Source organism: Novosphingobium sp. BW1, assembly GCF_008107685.1.
GTDB lineage: Bacteria > Pseudomonadota > Alphaproteobacteria > Sphingomonadales > Sphingomonadaceae > Novosphingobium.
Genome location: NZ_VIRF01000058.1, coordinates 142,303 through 162,251, shown reverse-complemented (window position 1 = coordinate 162,251; position 19,949 = coordinate 142,303). Strand labels below are relative to the sequence as shown.

The 19,949-nt window shown below is 63.0% G+C and carries 16 protein-coding genes and 3 tRNA genes; 14 read left to right on the top strand and 5 right to left on the bottom strand.

Going from position 1 to position 19,949, the window contains the following annotated elements; all coding sequences use genetic code 11:
- Window positions 1-119: 119 nt before the first annotated feature.
- From FMM79_RS05810 to FMM79_RS05775, 8 genes are all read left to right on the top strand, one after another.
- The gene (locus FMM79_RS05810; RefSeq protein WP_039393837.1) at window positions 120-1,166 is read left to right on the top strand and encodes a rod shape-determining protein; all 1,047 of its coding nucleotides are present in this window, start codon (window positions 120-122) and stop codon (window positions 1,164-1,166) included.
- A 196-nt stretch (window positions 1,167-1,362) separates the two neighbouring features.
- Window positions 1,363-2,154: a rod shape-determining protein MreC gene (mreC, locus tag FMM79_RS05805; protein ID WP_226635567.1), complete on the top strand. Its 792-nt coding sequence runs from the start codon at window positions 1,363-1,365 to the stop codon at window positions 2,152-2,154.
- Entirely contained in the window at window positions 2,154-2,708 is a 555-nt protein-coding gene (gene mreD, locus FMM79_RS05800; RefSeq protein WP_240339009.1) for a rod shape-determining protein MreD, read from the top strand. Before mreC ends, mreD begins: the two co-directional genes overlap by 1 nt.
- Window positions 2,705-4,810: a penicillin-binding protein 2 gene (gene mrdA, locus FMM79_RS05795; protein WP_148626575.1), complete on the top strand. Its 2,106-nt coding sequence runs from the start codon at window positions 2,705-2,707 to the stop codon at window positions 4,808-4,810. Before mreD ends, mrdA begins: the two co-directional genes overlap by 4 nt.
- A 5-nt stretch (window positions 4,811-4,815) precedes the next feature.
- Window positions 4,816-5,931, top strand: a complete 1,116-nt coding sequence (rodA, locus tag FMM79_RS05790; protein ID WP_148626796.1) for a rod shape-determining protein RodA — start codon at window positions 4,816-4,818, stop codon at window positions 5,929-5,931.
- 115 nt (window positions 5,932-6,046) lie between these two features.
- A tRNA-Lys gene (locus FMM79_RS05785) sits at window positions 6,047-6,122 on the top strand.
- Window positions 6,123-6,163: 41 nt separating this feature from the next.
- Window positions 6,164-6,239, top strand: a tRNA-Lys gene (locus FMM79_RS05780).
- A gap of 41 nt (window positions 6,240-6,280) precedes the next feature.
- Window positions 6,281-6,356 (top strand) — tRNA-Lys (locus FMM79_RS05775).
- Window positions 6,357-6,391: 35 nt separating this feature from the next.
- Here FMM79_RS05775 and FMM79_RS05770 read toward each other — a convergent pair.
- The 4 genes from FMM79_RS05770 to FMM79_RS05755 all read right to left on the bottom strand — a co-directional run bounded on the left by FMM79_RS05770 (window position 6,392) and on the right by FMM79_RS05755 (window position 13,570).
- Window positions 6,392-6,712 carry a PilZ domain-containing protein gene (locus FMM79_RS05770; RefSeq protein ID WP_148626574.1) on the bottom strand — a complete coding sequence of 107 codons (321 nt, stop codon included), beginning with the start codon at window positions 6,710-6,712 and terminating at the stop codon, window positions 6,392-6,394.
- A 77-nt stretch (window positions 6,713-6,789) separates the two neighbouring features.
- Window positions 6,790-7,008: a hypothetical protein gene (locus FMM79_RS05765; protein WP_148626573.1), complete on the bottom strand. Its 219-nt coding sequence runs from the start codon at window positions 7,006-7,008 to the stop codon at window positions 6,790-6,792.
- Complete coding sequence (locus tag FMM79_RS05760; protein WP_148626572.1) at window positions 7,008-11,258, bottom strand: translocation/assembly module TamB domain-containing protein; 4,251 nt, start codon at window positions 11,256-11,258, stop codon at window positions 7,008-7,010. Before FMM79_RS05760 ends, FMM79_RS05765 begins: the two co-directional genes overlap by 1 nt.
- Window positions 11,258-13,570: an autotransporter assembly complex family protein gene (locus FMM79_RS05755; protein ID WP_148626571.1), complete on the bottom strand. Its 2,313-nt coding sequence runs from the start codon at window positions 13,568-13,570 to the stop codon at window positions 11,258-11,260. Before FMM79_RS05755 ends, FMM79_RS05760 begins: the two co-directional genes overlap by 1 nt.
- Before the next feature lie 212 nt (window positions 13,571-13,782).
- On the opposite strand from FMM79_RS05755, the gene FMM79_RS05750 reads away from it, so the two are divergent.
- The 5 genes from FMM79_RS05750 to FMM79_RS05735 all read left to right on the top strand — a co-directional run bounded on the left by FMM79_RS05750 (window position 13,783) and on the right by FMM79_RS05735 (window position 17,833).
- On the top strand, window positions 13,783-14,718 hold the full coding sequence (locus tag FMM79_RS05750; protein WP_148626795.1) for a YihY/virulence factor BrkB family protein: 936 nt from the start codon (window positions 13,783-13,785) through the stop codon (window positions 14,716-14,718).
- Window positions 14,719-14,793: 75 nt separating this feature from the next.
- Window positions 14,794-16,095, top strand: coding sequence for a 3,4-dihydroxy-2-butanone-4-phosphate synthase (gene ribB / locus FMM79_RS05745; RefSeq protein ID WP_148626570.1), 1,302 nt, complete (start codon window positions 14,794-14,796; stop codon window positions 16,093-16,095).
- A 13-nt stretch (window positions 16,096-16,108) separates the two neighbouring features.
- Complete coding sequence (gene ribH, locus FMM79_RS05740) at window positions 16,109-16,531, top strand: 6,7-dimethyl-8-ribityllumazine synthase (protein ID WP_039393850.1); 423 nt, start codon at window positions 16,109-16,111, stop codon at window positions 16,529-16,531.
- A 305-nt stretch (window positions 16,532-16,836) separates the two neighbouring features.
- On the top strand, window positions 16,837-17,001 hold the full coding sequence (locus tag FMM79_RS21180) for a hypothetical protein (RefSeq protein WP_153269314.1): 165 nt from the start codon (window positions 16,837-16,839) through the stop codon (window positions 16,999-17,001).
- Window positions 17,002-17,227: 226 nt separating this feature from the next.
- Complete coding sequence (locus tag FMM79_RS05735; RefSeq protein ID WP_148626569.1) at window positions 17,228-17,833, top strand: MarR family transcriptional regulator; 606 nt, start codon at window positions 17,228-17,230, stop codon at window positions 17,831-17,833.
- Between the two features lie 94 nt (window positions 17,834-17,927).
- Here the strand turns inward: FMM79_RS05735 and eno are convergent, their stop codons facing one another.
- Window positions 17,928-19,214, bottom strand: coding sequence for a phosphopyruvate hydratase (eno, locus tag FMM79_RS05730; RefSeq protein ID WP_148626568.1), 1,287 nt, complete (start codon window positions 19,212-19,214; stop codon window positions 17,928-17,930).
- A gap of 197 nt (window positions 19,215-19,411) precedes the next feature.
- Here eno and FMM79_RS05725 point away from each other — a divergent pair, with 197 nt between their 5' ends.
- Entirely contained in the window at window positions 19,412-19,933 is a 522-nt protein-coding gene (locus tag FMM79_RS05725; RefSeq protein ID WP_148626567.1) for a hypothetical protein, read from the top strand.
- Window positions 19,934-19,949 lie beyond the last annotated feature (16 nt).

The following is a 19,949-nucleotide window of genomic DNA, read 5'->3' as shown; positions in this document are numbered from 1 at the left end:
GACACAAATTTTTGGCCTTTCGCGAATCGATGGTTTAAGGGAGCCTTTCTCTTGCAAAACAGACTTTCGCAGGCACGCTTCTGGCAACGCCCCGCGACTGGAAATCATACGGATAATAGATGGCTGGCCCCTTCTCGCGATTCTTCAAACTCGGCTCTCAGGACATGGCGATCGACCTGGGTACCGCGAACACGCTCGTTTACGTGCAGGACCGCGGCATCGTTCTGAACGAGCCCTCGGTCGTGGCGATCGAGACCATGAACGGCGTGAAGAAGGTCAAGGCGGTCGGCGACGACGCCAAGCTGATGATGGGCAAGACGCCCGACAACATCGAGGCCATCCGCCCGCTTCGCGACGGCGTCATCGCCGACATCGAAATCGCCGAAGAGATGATCAAGCACTTCATCCGTAAGGTGCATGGCAAGTCCAATCTCTTCCGCTACCCCAAGATCGTGATCTGCGTGCCCTCGGGTTCGACCTCGGTTGAGCGCCGCGCCATCCGCGATGCCGCCAGCAACGCTGGCGCGCGTGAAGTCTTCCTGATCCTGGAGCCCATGGCCGCCGCAATCGGGGCCGACATGCCTGTAACCGAACCGGTCGGTTCGATGGTCGTCGACATCGGCGGAGGCACCACAGAGGTCGCCGTACTCTCGCTGCGCGGCCTTGCCTACACCACCTCCGTGCGCGTGGGCGGCGACAAGATGGACGAGGCGATTGTCTCCTACGTACGCCGTCACCACAATCTTCTGATCGGCGACGCCACGGCGGAACGCATCAAAAAGGACTACGGCATCGCCGTCATGCCCGAGGATGGCGCGGGTGAGACGATCCACATCAAGGGCCGCGACCTCGTCAACGGTGTACCCAAGGAAATCTCGATCACGCAGGCCAATGTCGCCGAAGCGCTGGCCGAACCCATCGGGGCGATCATCGAAGGTGTGCGCATCGCGCTTGAGAACACCGCGCCCGAACTAGCGGCCGACATCGTCGACCAGGGCATCGTCCTGACCGGCGGCGGGGCGCTCATTCGTGGCCTCGACGATTACCTGCGCGAGGAAACCGGCCTTCCCGTCAGCGTTGCCGAGGACCCGCTGTCCTGCGTCGCGCTCGGCACCGGCCGCGCGATGGAAGATTCTGTGTACCAGGGCGTGCTGATGTCCGCCTGATCCACCGCCGGGGCGAAGGGTGTACAGAGCGCCCCTCGCCCGTTGATTAATGCAATACCCGGAGCCTCTCCCCCGGGAGAGGCCCGGCTCGACTTGGAGTGCAGGGCGCATGGCGCCGCCGGCAAGCAAGCGCTCCGGATATTCCCGCAGAGCGCAATTTTCTTCGTTTCTCAGCCATACCGCAGGCGTGGTGGGCGTGGTCATCGGGCTTGTCCTGATCGTGATCTCGGCCGTTAATCCTAGCAGTTTCCAGAGCTTGCGCGCGATTGCCGCCGATGCGACCGACCCGGCCGCCGAAGCGACCGCAAAGGGGCGCAGCTTCGGTGACAACGTGCTGAACAGCGTTACCGGCTTCTTCAAGATGGGAAGCCGCCACGCGAAGCTCGAAAAAGAGCTCGCGATCGCGAAGTCGCGCTTGGTCGAGGCCGAAGCCATTGAGGCCGAGAACGCGCGCCTCAAGGACATGCTCAAGCTCACCCGCACGCGCAAGGACGTGGTTGCGGTTGCCACCCTGACCGCTTCAACCCCGTCGAGCACGCGCCGCTTCGCGACGCTCGGTGTCGGGCGCAACAAGGGCCTGGAAAAGGGCATGCCGGTTCGCTCCGCGCGCGGACTCATTGGCCGCGTGCTCGAAGTGGGACAGACCAGCGCCCGCGTCCTTCTCATCACCGACACCGAAAGCCTTGTTCCGATCCGCCGCACCAAGGATGGCGTGGCAGGCTTTGCGCAAGGCCAGGGCGATGGCACCTTGCGGGTGCGCTTGGTGAATCTGGGCATCAACCCGCTCAAGAAGGGCGATGTCATCGTCTCCTCGGGCGCTGGCGGGCTCTACCGCCCAGGCACGCCGATGGCCGTCCTCACCGAAATCCTGCGCGACGGCGCCATTGCCCGCGTGATCAGCAACCCGACCGATGCCGACTATGTGCTCGTCGAAAGGGCCTGGGCCCCCGAGGCACCGCCGGTTGAAGCCCCTGCGGAGAAGCCCTAGTGCTCGAAGGCCCCACGACGCGCCGCGACGATGGGCCGCGTCCAAAGATCAACCGGGCCCCCTCCCCGATCCTGGCCCAGGTCGTGCCCTGGCTATCGGTGGTGCTAGCCACGATCGTGCCGACCTGGTTCGTGATCGCCTCGGCTCCGATGTTCCCCCCATTCGGGTTCCTGACCTTCCTCGCGTGGCGCCAGCTGCGCCCAGGGCTCCTGCCACTGTGGGCGGGCCTGCCGCTCGGCCTTGTCGACGACCTGTTTTCGGGCCAACCCTTCGGTTCCGCCGTTCTTCTGTGGTCGCTCGCGGCCATCGCTATCGACAATCTGGAAGAGCGCTTCCCCTGGCGCAATTTCGCCACTGAATGGCTGGTAGCCACCAGTCTCATCACCCTTTACATTCTGGGCAGCTATCTCCTCTCTAATTTGGTCGCCGCCAATGCCCCCATTCATGTCGTGGTGCCTCAACTCGTGATCTCGATCTTCGCCTACCCCCTCATCGGACGCCTGGTTGCCGCTCTTGACCGCCTGCGCCTGACAGCGGTGCGGATCTCCCGATGAAATTCCGTTTTCGCCGCGCCAAGCCCAAGCCCCACATTTCCAACGGCATCCTGCGCAACAGTTTCGACCGGCGCACCATCGTGCTCGGCTCGGTTCAGGGCGGGGTGGCCTGCCTTCTGGCCGCACGCTTGGGCTACCTCGCCATATTCGAGAACGAGAAGTACCAGCTCGAAGCCGAGAGCAACCGCGTCAACCTGTCGCTGATCGCGCCGCGTCGGGGCTGGATCCTCGACCGCCACGGCACTCCGCTCGCCTCCAACCGCGCCGATTTTCGCGTCGACGTGATCCCCGAGCGCATGCACGACAAGGCGGAGACCGTCACGATGCTGGGAGATCTGCTCGACCTCACGCCGGTCGCGCGCCAGGATCTACAGGACAAGCTCGAGGACGCCCGTGGCTTTGCCCCGGTGCAGGTCGCAAGCGGCCTCGACCTCGACCGCTTCTCGGCTGTCAGCGTACGACTGCCCGAGCTGCCCGGCGTAGTTACCCAACGTGGTTACTCGCGCTATTACCCCGACGGCGTGAACGTGGGCCACCTTATCGGTTATGTCGGCGCAGCCTCGGCCGAGGAGTACGAGAAGGACCGAGATCCGCTACTCCTGACGCCGGGCTACAAGGTCGGCAAGGACGGCCTGGAGAAGGTATTTGAGAAGGAATTGCGCGGAAAACCGGGCGCCCGGCGCACCGAAGTCACCGCGCGCGGACGCATCATCCGCGACCTCGAGACCCGCGACGACATTCCCGGTGACACTGTCAAGCTGACCATCGATGCGGGCCTGCAGTCCTATGCCGCGCGGCGCATCGGCACCGAGTCCGGCTCGGTCGTTGTCATGGACTGCCGCAACGGCGACATCCTGACGATGGCCTCGATGCCCAGCTTTGATCCTAACAGCTTTTCCGACGGCATCGGCCGTCTGGAATGGAAGATGCTGTCGGACGATGACCATGTGCCGTTGCGCAACAAAGCCCTTCGCGGACTCTACCCGCCGGGCTCCACCGTCAAGCCGATGGTCAGCCTGGCCTTCCGCGAAGCAGGCCTGGACCCGAACGAAACCGTATATTGCGGCGGTGGTCTGCGCGTGGGCAACCGCGTGTTCCACTGCTGGAACCGGCGTGGCCACGGCCAGGTCGACATGGCCAAGGGCATCTACCAGAGTTGCGACGTCTATTTCTACGCGATGGTACAGCGCATGGGCATGGACGTTATTGCCGCGATGGCACGCAAGCTGGGCTTGGGCCAGGAGTTTGACCTGCCCGTCGTCGGCCAGTCCTACGGGACGGTGCCGGACCCGGCCTGGAAGCTGCGCAAGTACGAGCGCGAGTGGCAGACCTTCGATTCGGTGAACGCCACCATCGGCCAAGGCTACTTCCTCGTGAACCCGCTTCAGCAAGCGGTCATGGCCTCGCGCATTGCGAGCGGCCTCAACCTGCAGCCGCGTCTGATCCATACTGGAAAGCCCCAGCACGCCGAATCGCTGGGGATCCCACAGGACCACCTCGACTACGTCCACAAGGCCATGTCGGACGTGGTCAACGGACCGGGTACCGCGCACCGCGCCGCCCTGCCGATGAAGGACGTGCTTCTGGCCGGCAAGACGGGCACCGCCCAGGTCGTCAGTCTCAGCGTTTCGAACGGCAAGACGGGTCCGTTCAAGTACCGCGACCATGGCCACTTCATTTGCTTCGCGCCCTGGGACAAGCCCCGCTACGCCTGCGCCGTAGCCATCGAGCACGGCGGCGGTTCCGGAGCCGCCTACCCCATCGCGCGCGACGTGATGACCTACTTGTGGGACAAGGAGGCCGCGATGGAGCGCCTCACCGAATATGAGAGCCAGTGGGGCGGCACGGCACAGGAGCGCGCCGATTCGCGCTACGCCTCCTATGTCCAACAGTACGGCGTTTCGGCTCCCAAGGTCTCGACCGAACAGGAAGCTGAGGCCGTGCGCGACGCTGAAAACACGCAGAACCAGCCCCAGCCCATCATGAGCGAAGCCCAGAGCCCCCGCCCCGAACCGGTTGCTTCGTCTAGCGCGAACGCGTCGCCGGATACGACTGACGCCGCGTCTGGCAGCGCGACCAGTACCGGGCAGTCCACGCAATGAACCTGATGAACCTGCCTGCGGTCTTTGCACGCCAGCCATGGATCGTGCTCATACCGCTCTTCGCGCTCGTGGGCCTGGGCGGCGCCGTACTCTATTCGGCGGCAGGGGGCAGCCTGCACCCCTATGCGCAAAGCCATGTCCTGCGTTTCGGCCTGTTCCTGGTGATGGCCTTCGTCATCTCGATGTTTAGCCGCAATTTCTTCCGGATCATGGCCTACCCGACCTACGCCCTGATAATGATGCTGCTTGTGCTGGTGGAATTGGTCGGGGCTGTTGGCATCGGCGTCGGTAGCGGCAGCCAGCGCTGGCTAGACCTCGGCTTCATGACGCTGCAGCCGTCCGAGCTGATGAAGCCGGGTATCGTCCTCGTCCTGGCCAAGTTCTACGAGACCCTACCCGCGCCCCTAACCCGCAGCTGGCGCGGCCTCGTCCCGGCCTGCATCCTGATCGGCATTCCAGCTCTTTTCGTGCTGATCCAGCCCGATCTGGGTACGGCGCTCGCGATCTGCTTTGGCGGCGTCGTCATCATGTTTCTCGCAGGGCTCCCTATCAGCTGGTTCATCGGCGCAACGGTTCCGCTGATCGCTATCGTCCCCGCCGCCTTCTTCTTCGTGCTCCATGACTACCAGAGGAAGCGCGTCCTGACGCTGTTCGACCCCGAGGCAGATCCGCAAGGCGATGGATACCACATCATCCAGTCCAAGATTGCGATCGGATCGGGCGGCGTGTTAGGCAAGGGATTCGGCAACGGTTCGCAGAGTCATCTGCAATATCTCCCCGAGGCCCATACCGACTTCGTCTTCGCAACCATGGCCGAGGAATGGGGGATGGTGGGGGGGCTCTTCGTGATTGCGGTCTTCGCTATCATCCTGGGCTGGGGGCTTCGCGTGGCAGCCAAGGCTCCGGACCGCTTCTCCAGCCTGCTCGCAGCCGGAATGAGCACGACGATCTTCTTTTATGTAGCCATCAATCTGATGATGGTGATGGGGATGGCACCCGTCGTTGGCATCCCGCTCCCGTGGATGAGCCATGGCGGGACCTCGATGCTCACCAACATGATCTGCCTGGGCGTTCTGCTCGCCGTAAACCGCTGGAACCGTGGGCCTTCGTCGCTCAGTTGAAAAAATTTTGAGTTTTCTCTTCCCTTCCTCGAATGAGCCTGTATAGGAGCCACTCCGCCGCCGAATCGGCGAAGCCAAGCGGCTTCCGACCGGCTCACGGCAGAAGGCTAAAAGTGGACGCATAGCTCAGTTGGTAGAGCAGCTGACTCTTAATCAGCGGGTCCTTGGTTCGAGCCCAAGTGCGTCCACCAAGCCTTATTACCAGCCACTCTTCGGGGTGGCCCCTTCGTGGGGACGCATAGCTCAGTTGGTAGAGCAGCTGACTCTTAATCAGCGGGTCCTTGGTTCGAGCCCAAGTGCGTCCACCACACCTTTACCAACCATCCTTCGAAGGATGGCCCTCTCATGGGGACGCATAGCTCAGTTGGTAGAGCAGCTGACTCTTAATCAGCGGGTCCTTGGTTCGAGCCCAAGTGCGTCCACCACCCCCTTTCCCTGACATAGACAACTGCGCTGGACCCTATGGCATCGCCATGGACAGTCCGTAGTGGCCATTGAGTTCGGTTATCGTGGTCGGCGTAAGTGCCTTCACGAATTCGATGCCGACAACGTCTTGGCGCACCCAGCATACCCGCGCCTTGCACGGCTTGAGGTGGGCAAACCGCAAAGTGAGCTCCTCACCTTGTGCAAAGCTCTCCCTGCTCTGCAGGATAGAGCAGCCGCCGGCTCCCAAATTGCCGATCTCGACATCAAAGACCTCCCAGGGTGACTTGCGGCAGCGCGCGCGCAGCAGCACCTCGTGGCGACCGGACAGCCGATCTCCGGGATTTCCGGCGTACATTCCCAAACCTTTCGTGATGCGCGACCTTGTTCTGCAATCGATAGCAAGGGCATGTTAAACACGATGTTGCCTCAGGCCTACCTGATTGGCGCCGTGGCAAGGCCCTTGCTATGCTCAGGGGCGACCGTAGGTGCCGAACCGGCCAGCTGCGAATCAATGGCCTTGCTGCTCGCTTCAATGCGCTTCGTGGCGTACTCGTACCGTTCCTCGAACGCGGGCTCCTGCTGGCAGGCGCCGAGCAAGCCCGCCCCTGCCGCCAGTGCCAAGGTGCGCCAGACAAAAGCACATCGCGGCATCAGTAATCCTTCCGGATGCGCACATTGACGCTGTTGACGCCCGAACCACCCGCCTGGCTCAGTACCGAAAGCCAGTTGGTCACGCTGACCTCCAGCTGCGTGGCGGTGAACCCACGAGCATCGGTAATGAGTTCGACGTAAATGTCATCGGTCAGGTACTGACCAGCGGCAAGCGCCGTTCCGCGCCCGCTGTCCTCATCCGCACCCAAGATCCGAAGCCGGTCTACGCCGGTCGCCGAGCGCAGCGATCCGAGCGGGTTCAGACCGCCCCCTGAAGCCCGCAGCGAGTTAAGCGAGGAGGCCAGTTGCACGGCCTGGATGGCCGACAGGTTCGCCACGGAACTGCCGAACAGAATGCGCGAGACGATTTCATCATCGGGCAGACTGGGCGAGGAATTGAAGTCGAACTGCGGATCGTAAGCCTGGCCCGAGACAATCACGCTCACCTGGACATCCTCGATCGATTCGGTCGCAGTAATGGCAACCGTGGGGTCGATAGTCCGGCCGCCATTGAAGGTGACGAGACCTTCACTAAGATCGAAGGAGCGTCCCGCGAAGCCTAGGGTACCGCGGACAAGCTCGACTTGGCCAGCCATTGTCGGCTCGCTGCTGGTGCCATTGATGGTGAAGTCGGCCGACCACTCCGATTCCAGGCCCATGCCGGAAACATAGAGCTTCTCGGGCGCGACCAGATGAAGGTCGAGACGAATGTTGCCGAAGGCGCCCGCCATGCTTTCCGCTTCCTCGTCGCCCGTCACGCGAACCGGACCACGACGCGGCTTAAAGCGCACGCCGGTCAACTTGGGCACTTCGGAAACGCTGTCCATCACGATCTGATAGCGCGTTTCGGGAAGCCGGATTTCACCCGACAGGAGCGGCGTTTCGCTCGGCTTCTTCTGGAAGCGCAGCGAACCGCTGGCGCTGGCGGACAGCGAACTGCTCTTGGCCAGGCGCGCGTCGTCGAGTTCGACCTGGATATCCATCGGATAGCCGCCTTCCGCCGACAGGCTGATAAAGCCGCTTGCCTGGATCGTGCCATCTCCAGCCTTGCCACTCAGCGAGCGCAGAGCAAAGCGGTCCCCCGTAAAGGCACCTTCCAGATCCATCTCCGAAAGGCGTGTACCGTAGGCCTGGTTCTCATAGGTGAGCCCCCGGCCCTTCACCACGCCTTTCAGACAGGGGGCCATGAGCTTGCAGGAAAAGTCCGCAGCCAGACCCACCGAGCCCGTCAGCGACTGACCAGGCTGGCCTGCAAAGGAAAACAGCGTCGCAGCAGGCCCGTTATAGCGGATTCCACCGCTCAGGGGCGCATCGACAAGCCGCGTCATCCACGGACCTTCGCTCGCCGGAAGCGGGCGCAGATTGGCGGCCATACGGCCAATCACGCTGCCCCGGCGACGTACGACCGAACGCACTTCCGCGCCGTCGGCAAGCAGCTTGCCGACCAGATTCATGTTGACCGGCTCGCTGACAGTGCTCGAGCTGGTTCGCGTGAAGTTCGCAAGCGTCAGGCGTGCGTCGGCCTGCGGGAAGGCTGCGGCATTCTCCTGCTCAAAATCGACGCTGCCATTGACCGTGCCCCCAAGACCGAGGCCGGGCATGAAGGCATTGGCCATGGCGACATCAAGCCCTTCGAGCCGCGCCTTGAGAGACATGCCCGCGCCATAATCACCTGAGAGGCGCAACGTGCCTCCACCAATCGAGACGGCGCTGGGAAGAAGCTCGTAGCCATCCTCCTTGATCGCAATGCGGGCCGGGTTGATCGTCTTGACGGTTTGCCCACGCATACGACCGCGCAGGGCCACACGCCACAATTCGGGCTGCATCTCGGCGTTGAAGCCAAGCCGGAAGGGAATGCCGCTCACGCCCTCGATCAACCCCTTCGCCTTGCCGGCACCGTCGCGGTAATCGATCAGCACGCGGCCTGCGGCCAGGTTGTAATCGCCCATGCTGACGCCCGACACCTGCGCATCGGCGACAAGGAGCGGCTGATCGTAGAGCACCGCACGCCCATCAATGATAGCCGATCCGATGGTGAGGTTTGCAGGCCCTTGGAACACCGTATCCTTGGCGCGCAGGTTGAACTTCGCTGCCTGATATTCGCCGTCCGCCGCAAGGTCGACCTTGCCGCCGACCCCGTTGCCTGAGGCGCTCAGCTGACCGGCAAAAGGTCCACTGGCGGTCTGGACAAGGCGCCCGGCGAAATCGATTCCTGAAAGCGTGGCGGAATTGATCTGGACCGCCATGGCCTTGGCCATTTCCAGTGTGACGTCGGCCCTAAGCGGTCCATAATCGGTATCGCTCGCCATATCGAGACGATAGCCGCCCTTCGCCCCGGTCACGCGCGCATCGACATTGGCAAGACCGATGCCCAGCCCCGGCCGTTCGGCCGTGAGGCGCGCGTCCGGATCGGTCATGGTGCCCTTTACCCGTACCGCAATTGCGCCGTACTGCTCGGACGTGCCATCCGCGTTGAACGCAATACGACCATCAGGCGACCACAGGCCCGATCCGCCACGCACTTTGAGATAGGGCGCGGTCAGATTGACATTGGAAAAGCGCGCCACACCATCGGCGCCGTAGCGCACGCGCGAGGACACCGCGAAATCGCCGCCAAGGTAGGTCGCGACGTTCTCGTTCAGAAGCTTGGTCGAACGCGCCTTGACCGTACCGTCGAGGCCATAATTCGCGCCCTCCCCCTTCAGCTCCATGTCGGCATTGATCGTGAAGATGCCAACGCTGGAAAGCTCGTAATTGTCGATCCGTCCATCGAGCGCGCCGGTATAGAAGCCCTCGCCCATATCGGCCGCCAGAAGCAGCCCGGCATCAATGCGGTCAGAACGCAGGCGCATGTTGTCCGAGAGGATGCGCGTTCCCTTGATCGCGACATCGCCATCAAGGCGCACCTGCTCAAGGGTCCCGCCGGCGACCGCGTCGAGCCCCGTGATGCGGGCGACGCGCGCCGAGACAGGAATGAGTATCCGCTCGGCATCGACCGTCGCCGCGCCGCGGGCGGCGAAGCCCTGCAGGCCCATGTCGTTCATGACCAGGCGCGCGGCGGTGATTTCATAGTCCACCGAGGGCGTCGCAAAGGCGCCATTCAGCGCGAGATGGGCATCGACCCCCGAACCGTGCAGGTTCTCGGCCAGCACCGAAGGGCTGAGCAAGGTGAAGTCCAGCGTGAAATCCTCGAAGGTATTGTCGGACAGGTCAATCCGGCCCGCAGGCACGAGACGGAAAGCATCACTGCTGACCTGCCCCTGGAGCGCCATGCTGCCCTCGGCCAGCGCCGCGGTCACATCGAACCGGGTGATCGGCCCCAGCAGTGCCGCCGTCGGACCTTCGAAGAGACGTGCGACCTGCGTGTTGCCACGGACCTGAAAAGTGCCTTTGCGCGCGCGAAGGGCGAGATCCGCAAGAGGTGCGCCGCCATAGGTGCCCTCAAGCGCCCCATCCCAGCTCACCCAGTCACCCTTGCCGGTCAACGCCAGGTCCATGGGCTGCGTGAAACCGGCAAGCGCGGCAATGACGCCCTGCGTGGGTGCTTTCAAATCCAGATCAATACCAAGGCGGTTCTTCGCAGGCTGAGCGTCAAGTTTCACGAGGAAACTATCGCCCCCCTCCTTACCCTCTATCGGGATCGTCGCGCCCTTGGCATCGACGATGGCCCGGCCATCGGAAATATGCGTCTTACCCGAAAGCGCCATGATCCGCCGTTCGCCCGATACCGGCGCCTCGGCAATGAAACGGTCGATCCGCAGCTCACCGATGTCGATATCGAGATCGGGGAGCAGCGGCCCTTCGCTCGGCGGGGTTTCCTTGAACACCGGCACGCGGCGCAGAACCATCTGCTGCGCCGTCGCGCTGCGCACATCGACGTGGCTCTGGAGATAGGCAAAGGGCCGCCAGTCGACATGGATCTCGGGCGAGAAGAGGAATTCGCCCTTCGTATCGCGCACCGAGAGGTCATGCAGGGTCATCTCGCCGTAGAGGGAGCCCTCGATGCGGCCCACGCGAAGCCGCATGCCGTTCTCGAAGGTAAGGCCGGCGATCTGCTCGGCCACGAAGCGATGCCCGGGCCCCGTGTCGATGCCGAAGATCACGGCCGCGACAAGCGCCACGATGCCCAGAACTGCGGCCACGACCGTCTTCACGAGGCGTAGGCGCGTGCGATGCCAAAGGCTCGGCTTCGTCGGGGAGGTGTCCACGATGTCGGTTTCGCCGGTGTCGGGAAGTTCGTCCTGGGCCATCAGAAGGCCTGCCCGATGGAGACATAGACGTTGATGGAAGATTCTCCTGGACGGCGGTTGATGGGCGTCGCCACATCAAAACGCATCGGCCCGAAATTGGTGTAGAAGCGACCGCCGATACCCACGCCGTAACGGATATCGTTGAACTGGGGCATGGTCTCGCGATAGGCCTGGCCCGCATCGACAAAGGCAACGACGCCGTAGTTGCCGAAGCGGTAGCGCGCCTCGATGGAGCCCTCATTGAGGCTGCGGCCACCGACCGGACGGTCATCAGGGGCCTGTTCGCCAAGTCCCTGATAGCTGAAACCGCGCACCGAACCGCCGCCGCCGGCATAGAGGCGCCGCGAGGGCGCGAGATCGAACAGACCGACCCCCTGGATCGTGCCGAACCGCACGCGCCCGGCGATCACCAGGCTGTCCGTCACCGGGTAGTAGGCCGAGCCATCGATGCGCGCGCGAAGGTAGGGATTGAACCCCTTGTTGAGGGTCGCCTCGGGCTGGATCAGGGTCGTCAGTCGGAAGCCTTTGGTCGGATCGAGGAGGCTGTCGGAAGTGTCCCATCCCAGCTGCCCGTTGACGCCCGCGATATAGTAGGTGCGGCGGCTGCGATCGCCCGTTTCCGGGCGATAGTCGGTCTCGGCCGTACCGATCAGCTCGACACCGGCGCCATAGGTCAGCCGCTTCTGCCACAAGGGCGTGGAATCGCGACTGATGCGCGCGGCCAGACGTCCGGTGTAGGCATCGTAGGCGTCGTAATCGTTATAAAAGCCCTCGGCTGTGAGTTCGAGCGTGCGGTCGCGTTGCCCCGCATTGGAGCGGCGGAAGGTACTGCCAAGCCCCATCTGCTGCGTGCCGAGGATTGCGTTGAAGCTGACAGCGCCTTCGGGCGGAAACATGTTGCGATGGGTCCAGGCCGCCTGCGCGGTGATGCCTTCACCGGCCGCATACCCGAGCGAACCGGCGATCGTGCGCGCAGGCCCCTTCTCCTGCTTGACGTGGAGGCGCACCGCTTCGGTGCCGTCCTCCAGCACCTCTCCGGTCTGCTCGGGTTCAACCGCGACGGTCGAGAACAGGCTCGTACCAATGAGTGCCTTGCGCAGGTCATCTACCATGCGGCTGTCGTAGAGATCGCCCTCTTCGAAACGCGCCAGCACACCCACGTGCTCGGCATCGAAGGCCGTGTCGCCATCGGTCGTAATACCCCCGAAGCGTCCGCGCGGACCGATCGTGACGGGCAGCGTGTAAACGCCATCTCCCGTATCGCGATCGAGCAGAATGTCACGCTGGCCAACCTTCGCAAAAGGATAACCGTTCTGCGGCAGGGCGACCGCCACGCGCGCTTCAGCGCCCTGCACGCGTTGCGCAACAATCGGCTCTCCGAGCTTGAGCGGCATGTTGTCCGCGATCAGACCTTGCGGCTCGGTCGGATCGGCCTTGATCACGATATCCGAGAATGTGAAGCGCTGCCCTGGGACCACCGAAATGCGCGCGGTGAGATCGCCCTCGTCGCTGTCACGCGCAGGGGCAAGTCGCGTACGGATGCGCGGGGTATACCAGCCCTCAGCCTCGAGCAGGGTCTGGAGAAGCTGCGCATCCTCCTCGAGGCGCGCTGAGACCATGGCCGTATTATTCGCCTTGCCATCGCCCTTCTCAAGGACGGAGAGCGAGTTGAACATGCTCTTGATCGCCGTGGGGCTTTCAGCGTCCGCGCTTTCAAGCCCATCGAGCTCGACGCGGTAGCGCACTTCGCCCTGCTCCTCGTCACTTCCTTCCTCGGCAAATTCGACCGGGGTCACCTCAAACTGGTCAAGCGGAGGCAAGGGCTCGCTGAGCTCGGAATCGCGAATGGGCGCGCCTTCGATCTGGCTGACAGTCTGCGCATCCTCTGGAAGCGACTGCACGGTCTGCCCGGGAACCTCTGACGCAAACGCTCCCTCACTCTCGGCTTCTCCGGCCATGCGACGCTCGAAATCAGCGATCGATTCAAGCGGCTTGTCGAGTTCAGGATCCTTGCTCGCGCTCAGATCGGGCACGCGGGAATTGAATTCCTCGTCATCGATGACGGGTTCGACCTCGGGCAGACCAGACGCGTCCGGCAGAGCGGGCACATCCATGGCCCCCGCCTTCAGCGAGGACGGCGCCTCGGCACGTTCCTGAGTGGCCGCATCGTTCGGCGCCTGCCCTTCCTGCGCCAGAACGGGCGCGGCGTAGGCCAAGCCGATCGAAAGTGACAGAAGTGCGCAGCCGCAGCGGATAACACGTCCCCCCCTGGTTCGGGTACGGAGGCAAGGTGTATCGCTTAGTCCATTCATAAACAACGCTGTTTCTGTCCCCATGCGCACCAAGGCCGTGTCCACACTGCCGATAACCCTTATCGCATTGCAACCACAATGGTTCCCGTTCAGTTTGTTAGCGCATGACTGAGGACTATCTCCCCCCCGACGCCCCGCCCGGTGCGGATTCCAACTGGCCCTTGCAAATGCCGCCCCGCGCCTGGCTGCGAATTCTACGCAGGGTGTGGATCATGGCGGGCTTCCATGAGTTGGGGCTTTTGGCAGGAGGACTGGCGTTCTACTGCTTCCTCGCGCTAACCCCGCTGATCGCCGCGACGGTGATGATCTACGGTCTCGTCGGCGATGCCGACACCGTGCGCAAGCAGATGCAGAGCATCGTCGATGTCGTTCCACCCGAAGTCGCGCAGGTCCTTCAGGCCCAGCTCATCCAGATCGTCTCGACCAGTTCCGGCGTTACCGGCCTTGCACTCGTCATCGCCCTGTTTTTCGCCATTTTCGGTGGTATGCGCGCGGCGAACGGCATGATCAGCGCGCTCAATATCGTCAACGAGGAGCACGAGACGCGCGGCACCATCGCGGTTTCCTTCCGGGCCGCGAGCCTGACCTTGGCCGCAGTATTCATCGCACTGACCGGCGTCCTGGCGGGCGGCGTCTTCACCTGGCTGCAACGCCAGGCCTCGTTCTACCTTGGCACCTCGACCGCAACCTTGTTCACTTGGCTGACATGGCTCGCCGCGCTGATCCTTGGCACCTGCGGCTTTGCCCTCATCATGCGCTTTGGGCCCGACCGACGCCCGGCCAAGTGGCGCTGGCTCGCGCCCGGCGCGATGCTGGCGACCTTCCTGTGGCTGGCAATCTCCTTCGGCTTCTCGTTCTACGTCGCCTATATCAGCGACTACAACGCCACATACGGATCGCTTTCCGCCATCGTTGTCTTCCTGATGTGGCTTTACCTCTCGGCCTACGGGGTCCTATTGGGTGCCCTGCTCAACGCCGAGATCGAGCGGCAGGTATTCCGCGACACGACCGCGGGCCGCGCACGCCCTCCCGGCAAGCGCGGCGCGGTTCTGGCCGACATTCTCGATGACACGATCCCCACGCTTGAAGATCTTGAGCAGCACAAGGTTCGTCGCGCGCGACGGGCACGCCAACGCCTCGATATCTGAACATCGGATATTCACCTCTTGCATTGCGATGTGACAAAGGCTTAACAGCCACACATCGTAATGTGAGAAAGACCAATGCCCTCCAAAGTCATCGACCAGGTCCGCAAGCTCATCATCGAAGGCGGCATGAGCCGCGCCGGACTTGCCCGCGCCGCTGGTCTCCACGCCAATACCCTGCGCGACTGCACCGAGGATAGCTGGAACCCCACCACCGAAACCCTCGCAAAACTCGAACACGTGCTCTTCTCGAACGACGAGACCCCCGTCCTCGTCCCCATCGAGGAGATCATCGACGAGGCGCGCAACGGCCGCATGTTCATCCTCGTTGACGACGAGGACCGCGAGAACGAGGGAGACCTCGTCATCCCGGCCCAGATGGCAACGCCCGCCGCGATCAACTTCATGGCCACCCACGGCCGCGGCCTCATCTGCCTGTCGCTGACAAACCAGCGCGTCGACGAACTCGGCCTCGATCTGATGAGCCAGCACAACGGCACCCGGCACGAGACCGCCTTCACCACTTCGATCGAGGCGCGCGAAGGCGTGACCACGGGCATTTCCGCAGGCGACCGTGCCCGCACTGTGTCGGTTGCCATCGACGGCACCAAGTCCAAGGCCGACATCGTCACCCCGGGCCACGTCTTCCCGCTGCGCGCGCGTGATGGCGGCGTTCTCGTGCGCACAGGCCATACCGAGGCCGCAGTCGACATCTCGCGCCTGGCCGGCCTCAATCCCTCGGGCGTGATCTGCGAGATCATGAAGGACGACGGGACAATGGCCCGCATGGACGACCTCGTCAGCTTCGCGCGCCTCCACGACCTCAAGATCGGCACCATTCGCGATCTCATCGCCTACCGTCGCAAGCACGACCGCATGGTCGAGAAGACCAACGAACTCACCTTCACGAGCCGCTACGGCGGCCTGTGGACGGCGTGCTGCTACCACAACCGGGCGACCGGAGATGAGACCATCGCGCTGGTCAAGGGACGCATCGACCCCGCGCAACCGACGCTGGTGCGCATGCACACCCTCTCCACCTTCGTGGACATCTTTGGCGAGGAATCGCAGGATCGCTCCGACCTCCTGCAGCGCTCGATGAAGATCATCGCGGAGGAAGGCTCGGGAGTCATCGTCGTCATCAACGGCCCGATGTCGCAATCTTTCTCCGAAGTGATGGACCTCAAGCGCCAGTTCCGCGATGGAAAGAATCCGGACCTGGAGGAATTGCGCGATTACGGCGTAGGCGCGCAGATCCTGGCCGAACTGGGAATCCACGACATGATCCTCCTGACCAACACCCGCCATTCGCTTGTCGCGCTCGAAGGCTATGGCCTCGATATCGTCGGCGAACGCCCCATCACGTCCAGCGAAAGCTAAGGAAGCTACCACCATGGCTCGTTTTCTAATCGTCGAAGCCCGCTTCTACGACCACCTCAACGACATGCTCGTCGCAGGCGCCCGCAAGGCGCTGGAGGCCGAAGGGCACTCGGTCGATGTCATCACCGTACCCGGCGCACTCGAAATCCCGGGCGCGCTCGCACTCGCGGACGGCGCCGGTGAATACGATGGCTATGTCGCCATAGGCGTTGTGATCCGCGGTGAGACCTACCACTTCGAGATCGTCGCAGGCGAAAGCGCGCGCGGCATCATGGCGCTGACCATGGACGGCATCGCCATCGGCAACGGCATCCTGACCGTCGAGAACGAAGAACAGGCCCTCGTCCGCGCCGATCCGGCGCAGAAGGACAAGGGCGGCGAAGCGGCCAAGGCGGCACTGGCCCTGCTCAAGCTGCAAGACAAGTTCGGTCGCTAAGATAAGGCATCTCCTCTGCCTTGCGAAGGGCGCCGTGGCCTTGGCCCGGCGCCTTTTTTCATGCATGCGCCGCGCGCTGAAGCGCGGTAGCTTTCACCCTCACACCAGTCCCGAAACGCAACAGTGCGCAAACCCCGATTGCCCCGCCCTCGAATGGTCCTAAGAGAAGGGCATATGGCGTTTTAGAGCCATAACGGATGTTAATGTGACATCTGGCTCGGAACGCTCGATGCAAGAGGCGTTCACAAGAAGCCAAACCCGGGGTCGCAGCCGGTACACCAACAGCCGACAGGAGAAACGGCACCATGAATGACCGGGCTCAATTGCAGGAATTGCGCGATGATCTCTACGACCGCCTCGCCCAGCTCGACATTGCGGGTGAAAGCGTCGCCGCCGCCCACCTCGATGCGGCCGTGACGCTGCTCAACCGATCAATCGAACTGCTGCCAACTGCAACCGAAATGGAATAACCTCGTAAAGACGCGGTCCCGTAAGCGCGCTTAAGGTTGTTGGGCCATGTCAGACGATCGGGGCAAGAATTCGTCAAGACGGGACTTCAAGGCCGCATGGAGGTATGGCGCGGCTCAGTCAGGATTTGTACGCACGATTGCTCCGACGTCGATGTGGATCTCGGCTCCCGGTTGGCCATCCGGCCCATCGGACCACCCACTCCTTGTGCGACGGTGATCCGGACTGATGGAAAATACAGACCAGAGGATGCGAAACCGAAACAAGGCGATCCGCCTGATCGGCATCGCCAATGAACTCCTGGCCATGGCGCGCCAGCTCGAACTTGACGACGACGTGCCAGAAGGCGCCTCGCCCTTCGATGTCCTGCCCGATCTTGCCGCGGCAGATGGCCATACCCGACGCCTGCGGGCCGCCACGTCCGCCAACGACACAGGCCGCAAAGACCACCCCATCTGGGTGGAACTCGCTCGACAGACGTACGAGGACCGGCGGCGGCGCTCCAAGATCTTCCAGTCCGATGACCTGTTTGGTGAGCCGGCCTGGGATATCCTGCTGGACCTGTTCATTGCCGCCAAGGAACGGCGCGGCGTGTCGGTGACGAGCGCGTGCATAGGTTCTGCCGTGCCTTCCACCACCGCGCTGCGCTGGATCACGATCCTGGAAAAACAGGGACTTCTCCTGCGCGAAGCCGACCCCGGCGATGCCCGCCGCGTCTATGTGAAATTGAGCGCGCGTGGCTACGGAGCTATGCTTGAGTACTTCACTGCCGCCTCGCGTTCGGTGGTGCTGCTCGAAGAAGGCGGCACGAGCGCAGCCCTAAAGGCGCAATAAAAAAGCCCCGATACCAATGCAGTACCGGGGCTTCTTCAACTCACGAGGACGAGCGCGGCCCCAGCATGCGGCGCGCGCCTGCCACGCCGGTCTGTCAGCCGAGCGAAACCTTGAAGGCTTCGGCACCGGCGTAGTGCGCCGCGCCGCCCAGCTCTTCCTCGATGCGGATAAGCTGGTTGTACTTGGCAAGCCGGTCCGAACGCGCGAGCGAGCCGGTCTTGATCTGGCCGCAGTTGGTGGCAACAGCGAGGTCGGCGATGGTCGCGTCCTCGGTTTCGCCCGAACGGTGTGACATAACCGCGGTGTAGCCTGCACGGTTCGCGATCGAGACGGCCTCAAGGGTTTCGGTCAGCGTGCCGATCTGATTGACCTTCACAAGGAGCGAGTTGGCGAGACCCTGCTCGATGCCCATGGTCAAGCGCTTGGGGTTGGTCACGAAGAGGTCGTCACCCACCAGTTGCACCGTGTCCCCGACCTTCTCGGTCAGCGCCTTCCAGCCCTCGAAGTCGTCCTCAGCCATGCCGTCCTCAACCGAGATGATCGGGTAGGCCGCGCAAAGGTCGGCAAGGTAGTCGGCGAAAGCGGCCGGTGCGAGCGAAAGCCCCTCACCGCTGATCTCGTACTTGCCCTCGCGGAAGAATTCGGTCGAGGCGCAGTCAAGGGCCAGCTGGATGTCGGTTCCGGGCTTGAAGCCGGCCTTTTCGATGGAGGCCATCACGAAGTCGAGCGCATCGCGCGTGCTGGCAAGGTTGGGAGCGAAGCCGCCTTCGTCACCGACCGCTGTGGCCAGGCCCTTCTCCGACAGACCCTTCTTGAGCGTGTGGAAGATCTCGGCGCCCCAGCGAACCGCCTCGGTGATCGAACCGGCGCCCACCGGCATGATCATGAATTCCTGGAAGTCGATCGGGTTGTCGGCGTGCTCGCCGCCATTGATGATATTCATCATCGGCACCGGCAGTACATGCGCCGAGACACCGCCAATGTACGAATAGAGCGGCAGACCACGGGCATTCGCGGCCGCCTTGGCAAGTGCCAGACTGGTTCCCAGAATCGCGTTGGCCCCAAGGCGGCTCTTGTTCTCGGTCCCGTCAAGATCGATCATCGCCAAGTCGAGGTCGCGCTGGTCTTCGGCATCGAGGCCGATCAGGCACTCGGCAATATCGTTGTTGACCGCGTCCACGGCCTTGAGCACGCCCTTGCCCAGGTACCGGTCCTTGTCCCCGTCCCGAAGTTCGACCGCTTCATGCGCCCCCGTCGACGCGCCCGAAGGCACGGCGGCGCGGCCGAAGCTGCCGTCTTCCAGCAGCACGTCAACCTCCACGGTGGGGTTGCCACGGCTATCCAGAATTTCACGGCCATGAATATCGATGATCGCGGTCATTTTCGAAACCTCCTCTGTCGCCACGTTCCAGTGACTCTGGTTGGCGCTCTAAGCAGCGGAACAACATGTGACAAGTTGCGTTGCAGCATTATTGAGTAGCTTGTGTTACCCTGAGTGCACACCATATCATTCAGACGCCGCACGCGATGCCGGGGCAAAGGCAGACTGCGGCGATTGGGCAAAGGAAGGAAACCTCGATGGTCGAATCCACCGTAGACGACACGACGACCGCTGGCGCCGATGCCGCCAAGAGCCACTTCACCAAGGCGGTCGATGAAGCCAAGGCTGGCGCCCACGCCCTTGCGGACGAATATCGCGCCAAGTTCTCCCAGAAGAAGGAGAGCCTGAACGAGGAAGCGAAGCATTGCTCGGACGAGGCGCGCGGAAAGGCGGATGCCTTTGCCGCAGACGCCAAAGCCAAGGCGGGGGAATACGCCGTGGAAGGCAAGGCACAGACGAGCAAGGCGATCGTGCGCATCTCCAAGGTCATCGACGACAACATCGCCTACATTGATGACAAGGCAGGCGTGAAATACGGCGACTATGCCCGCTCCGCGTCCAAGTCGATGCAGGACGCCGCAGCCCGCCTCGATGAAAAGTCCTTCGAGGAACTGGGCAAGGACACCCGCGCTTTCGTCCGCTCCAATCCGACCCTCTCCGTCGGCATGGCCGTGGCGGCAGGCTACGTGCTGGGCCGCCTGTTTTCGAAAAGCAGCTGAATTCCTCTGACGACCG

Bases quoted from the DNA above. Each gene is read 5' to 3' on its own strand.
- FMM79_RS05810 (WP_039393837.1), top strand. From the start codon at position 120: ATGGCTGGCCCCTTCTCGCGATTCTTCAAACTCGGCTCTCAGGACATG.
- mrdA (WP_148626575.1), top strand. From the start codon at position 2,705: ATGAAATTCCGTTTTCGCCGCGCCAAGCCCAAGCCCCACATTTCCAAC.
- rodA (WP_148626796.1), top strand. From the start codon at position 4,816: ATGAACCTGCCTGCGGTCTTTGCACGCCAGCCATGGATCGTGCTCATA.
- FMM79_RS05770 (WP_148626574.1), bottom strand. From the start codon at position 6,712: ATGTACGCCGGAAATCCCGGAGATCGGCTGTCCGGTCGCCACGAGGTG.
- FMM79_RS05765 (WP_148626573.1), bottom strand. From the start codon at position 7,008: ATGCCGCGATGTGCTTTTGTCTGGCGCACCTTGGCACTGGCGGCAGGG.
- FMM79_RS05760 (WP_148626572.1), bottom strand. From the start codon at position 11,258: ATGGCCCAGGACGAACTTCCCGACACCGGCGAAACCGACATCGTGGAC.
- FMM79_RS05755 (WP_148626571.1), bottom strand. From the start codon at position 13,570: ATGAATGGACTAAGCGATACACCTTGCCTCCGTACCCGAACCAGGGGG.
- FMM79_RS05750 (WP_148626795.1), top strand. From the start codon at position 13,783: ATGGCGGGCTTCCATGAGTTGGGGCTTTTGGCAGGAGGACTGGCGTTC.
- ribB (WP_148626570.1), top strand. From the start codon at position 14,794: ATGCCCTCCAAAGTCATCGACCAGGTCCGCAAGCTCATCATCGAAGGC.
- ribH (WP_039393850.1), top strand. From the start codon at position 16,109: ATGGCTCGTTTTCTAATCGTCGAAGCCCGCTTCTACGACCACCTCAAC.
- FMM79_RS21180 (WP_153269314.1), top strand. From the start codon at position 16,837: ATGAATGACCGGGCTCAATTGCAGGAATTGCGCGATGATCTCTACGAC.
- FMM79_RS05735 (WP_148626569.1), top strand. From the start codon at position 17,228: ATGGAAAATACAGACCAGAGGATGCGAAACCGAAACAAGGCGATCCGC.
- eno (WP_148626568.1), bottom strand. From the start codon at position 19,214: ATGACCGCGATCATCGATATTCATGGCCGTGAAATTCTGGATAGCCGT.
- FMM79_RS05725 (WP_148626567.1), top strand. From the start codon at position 19,412: ATGGTCGAATCCACCGTAGACGACACGACGACCGCTGGCGCCGATGCC.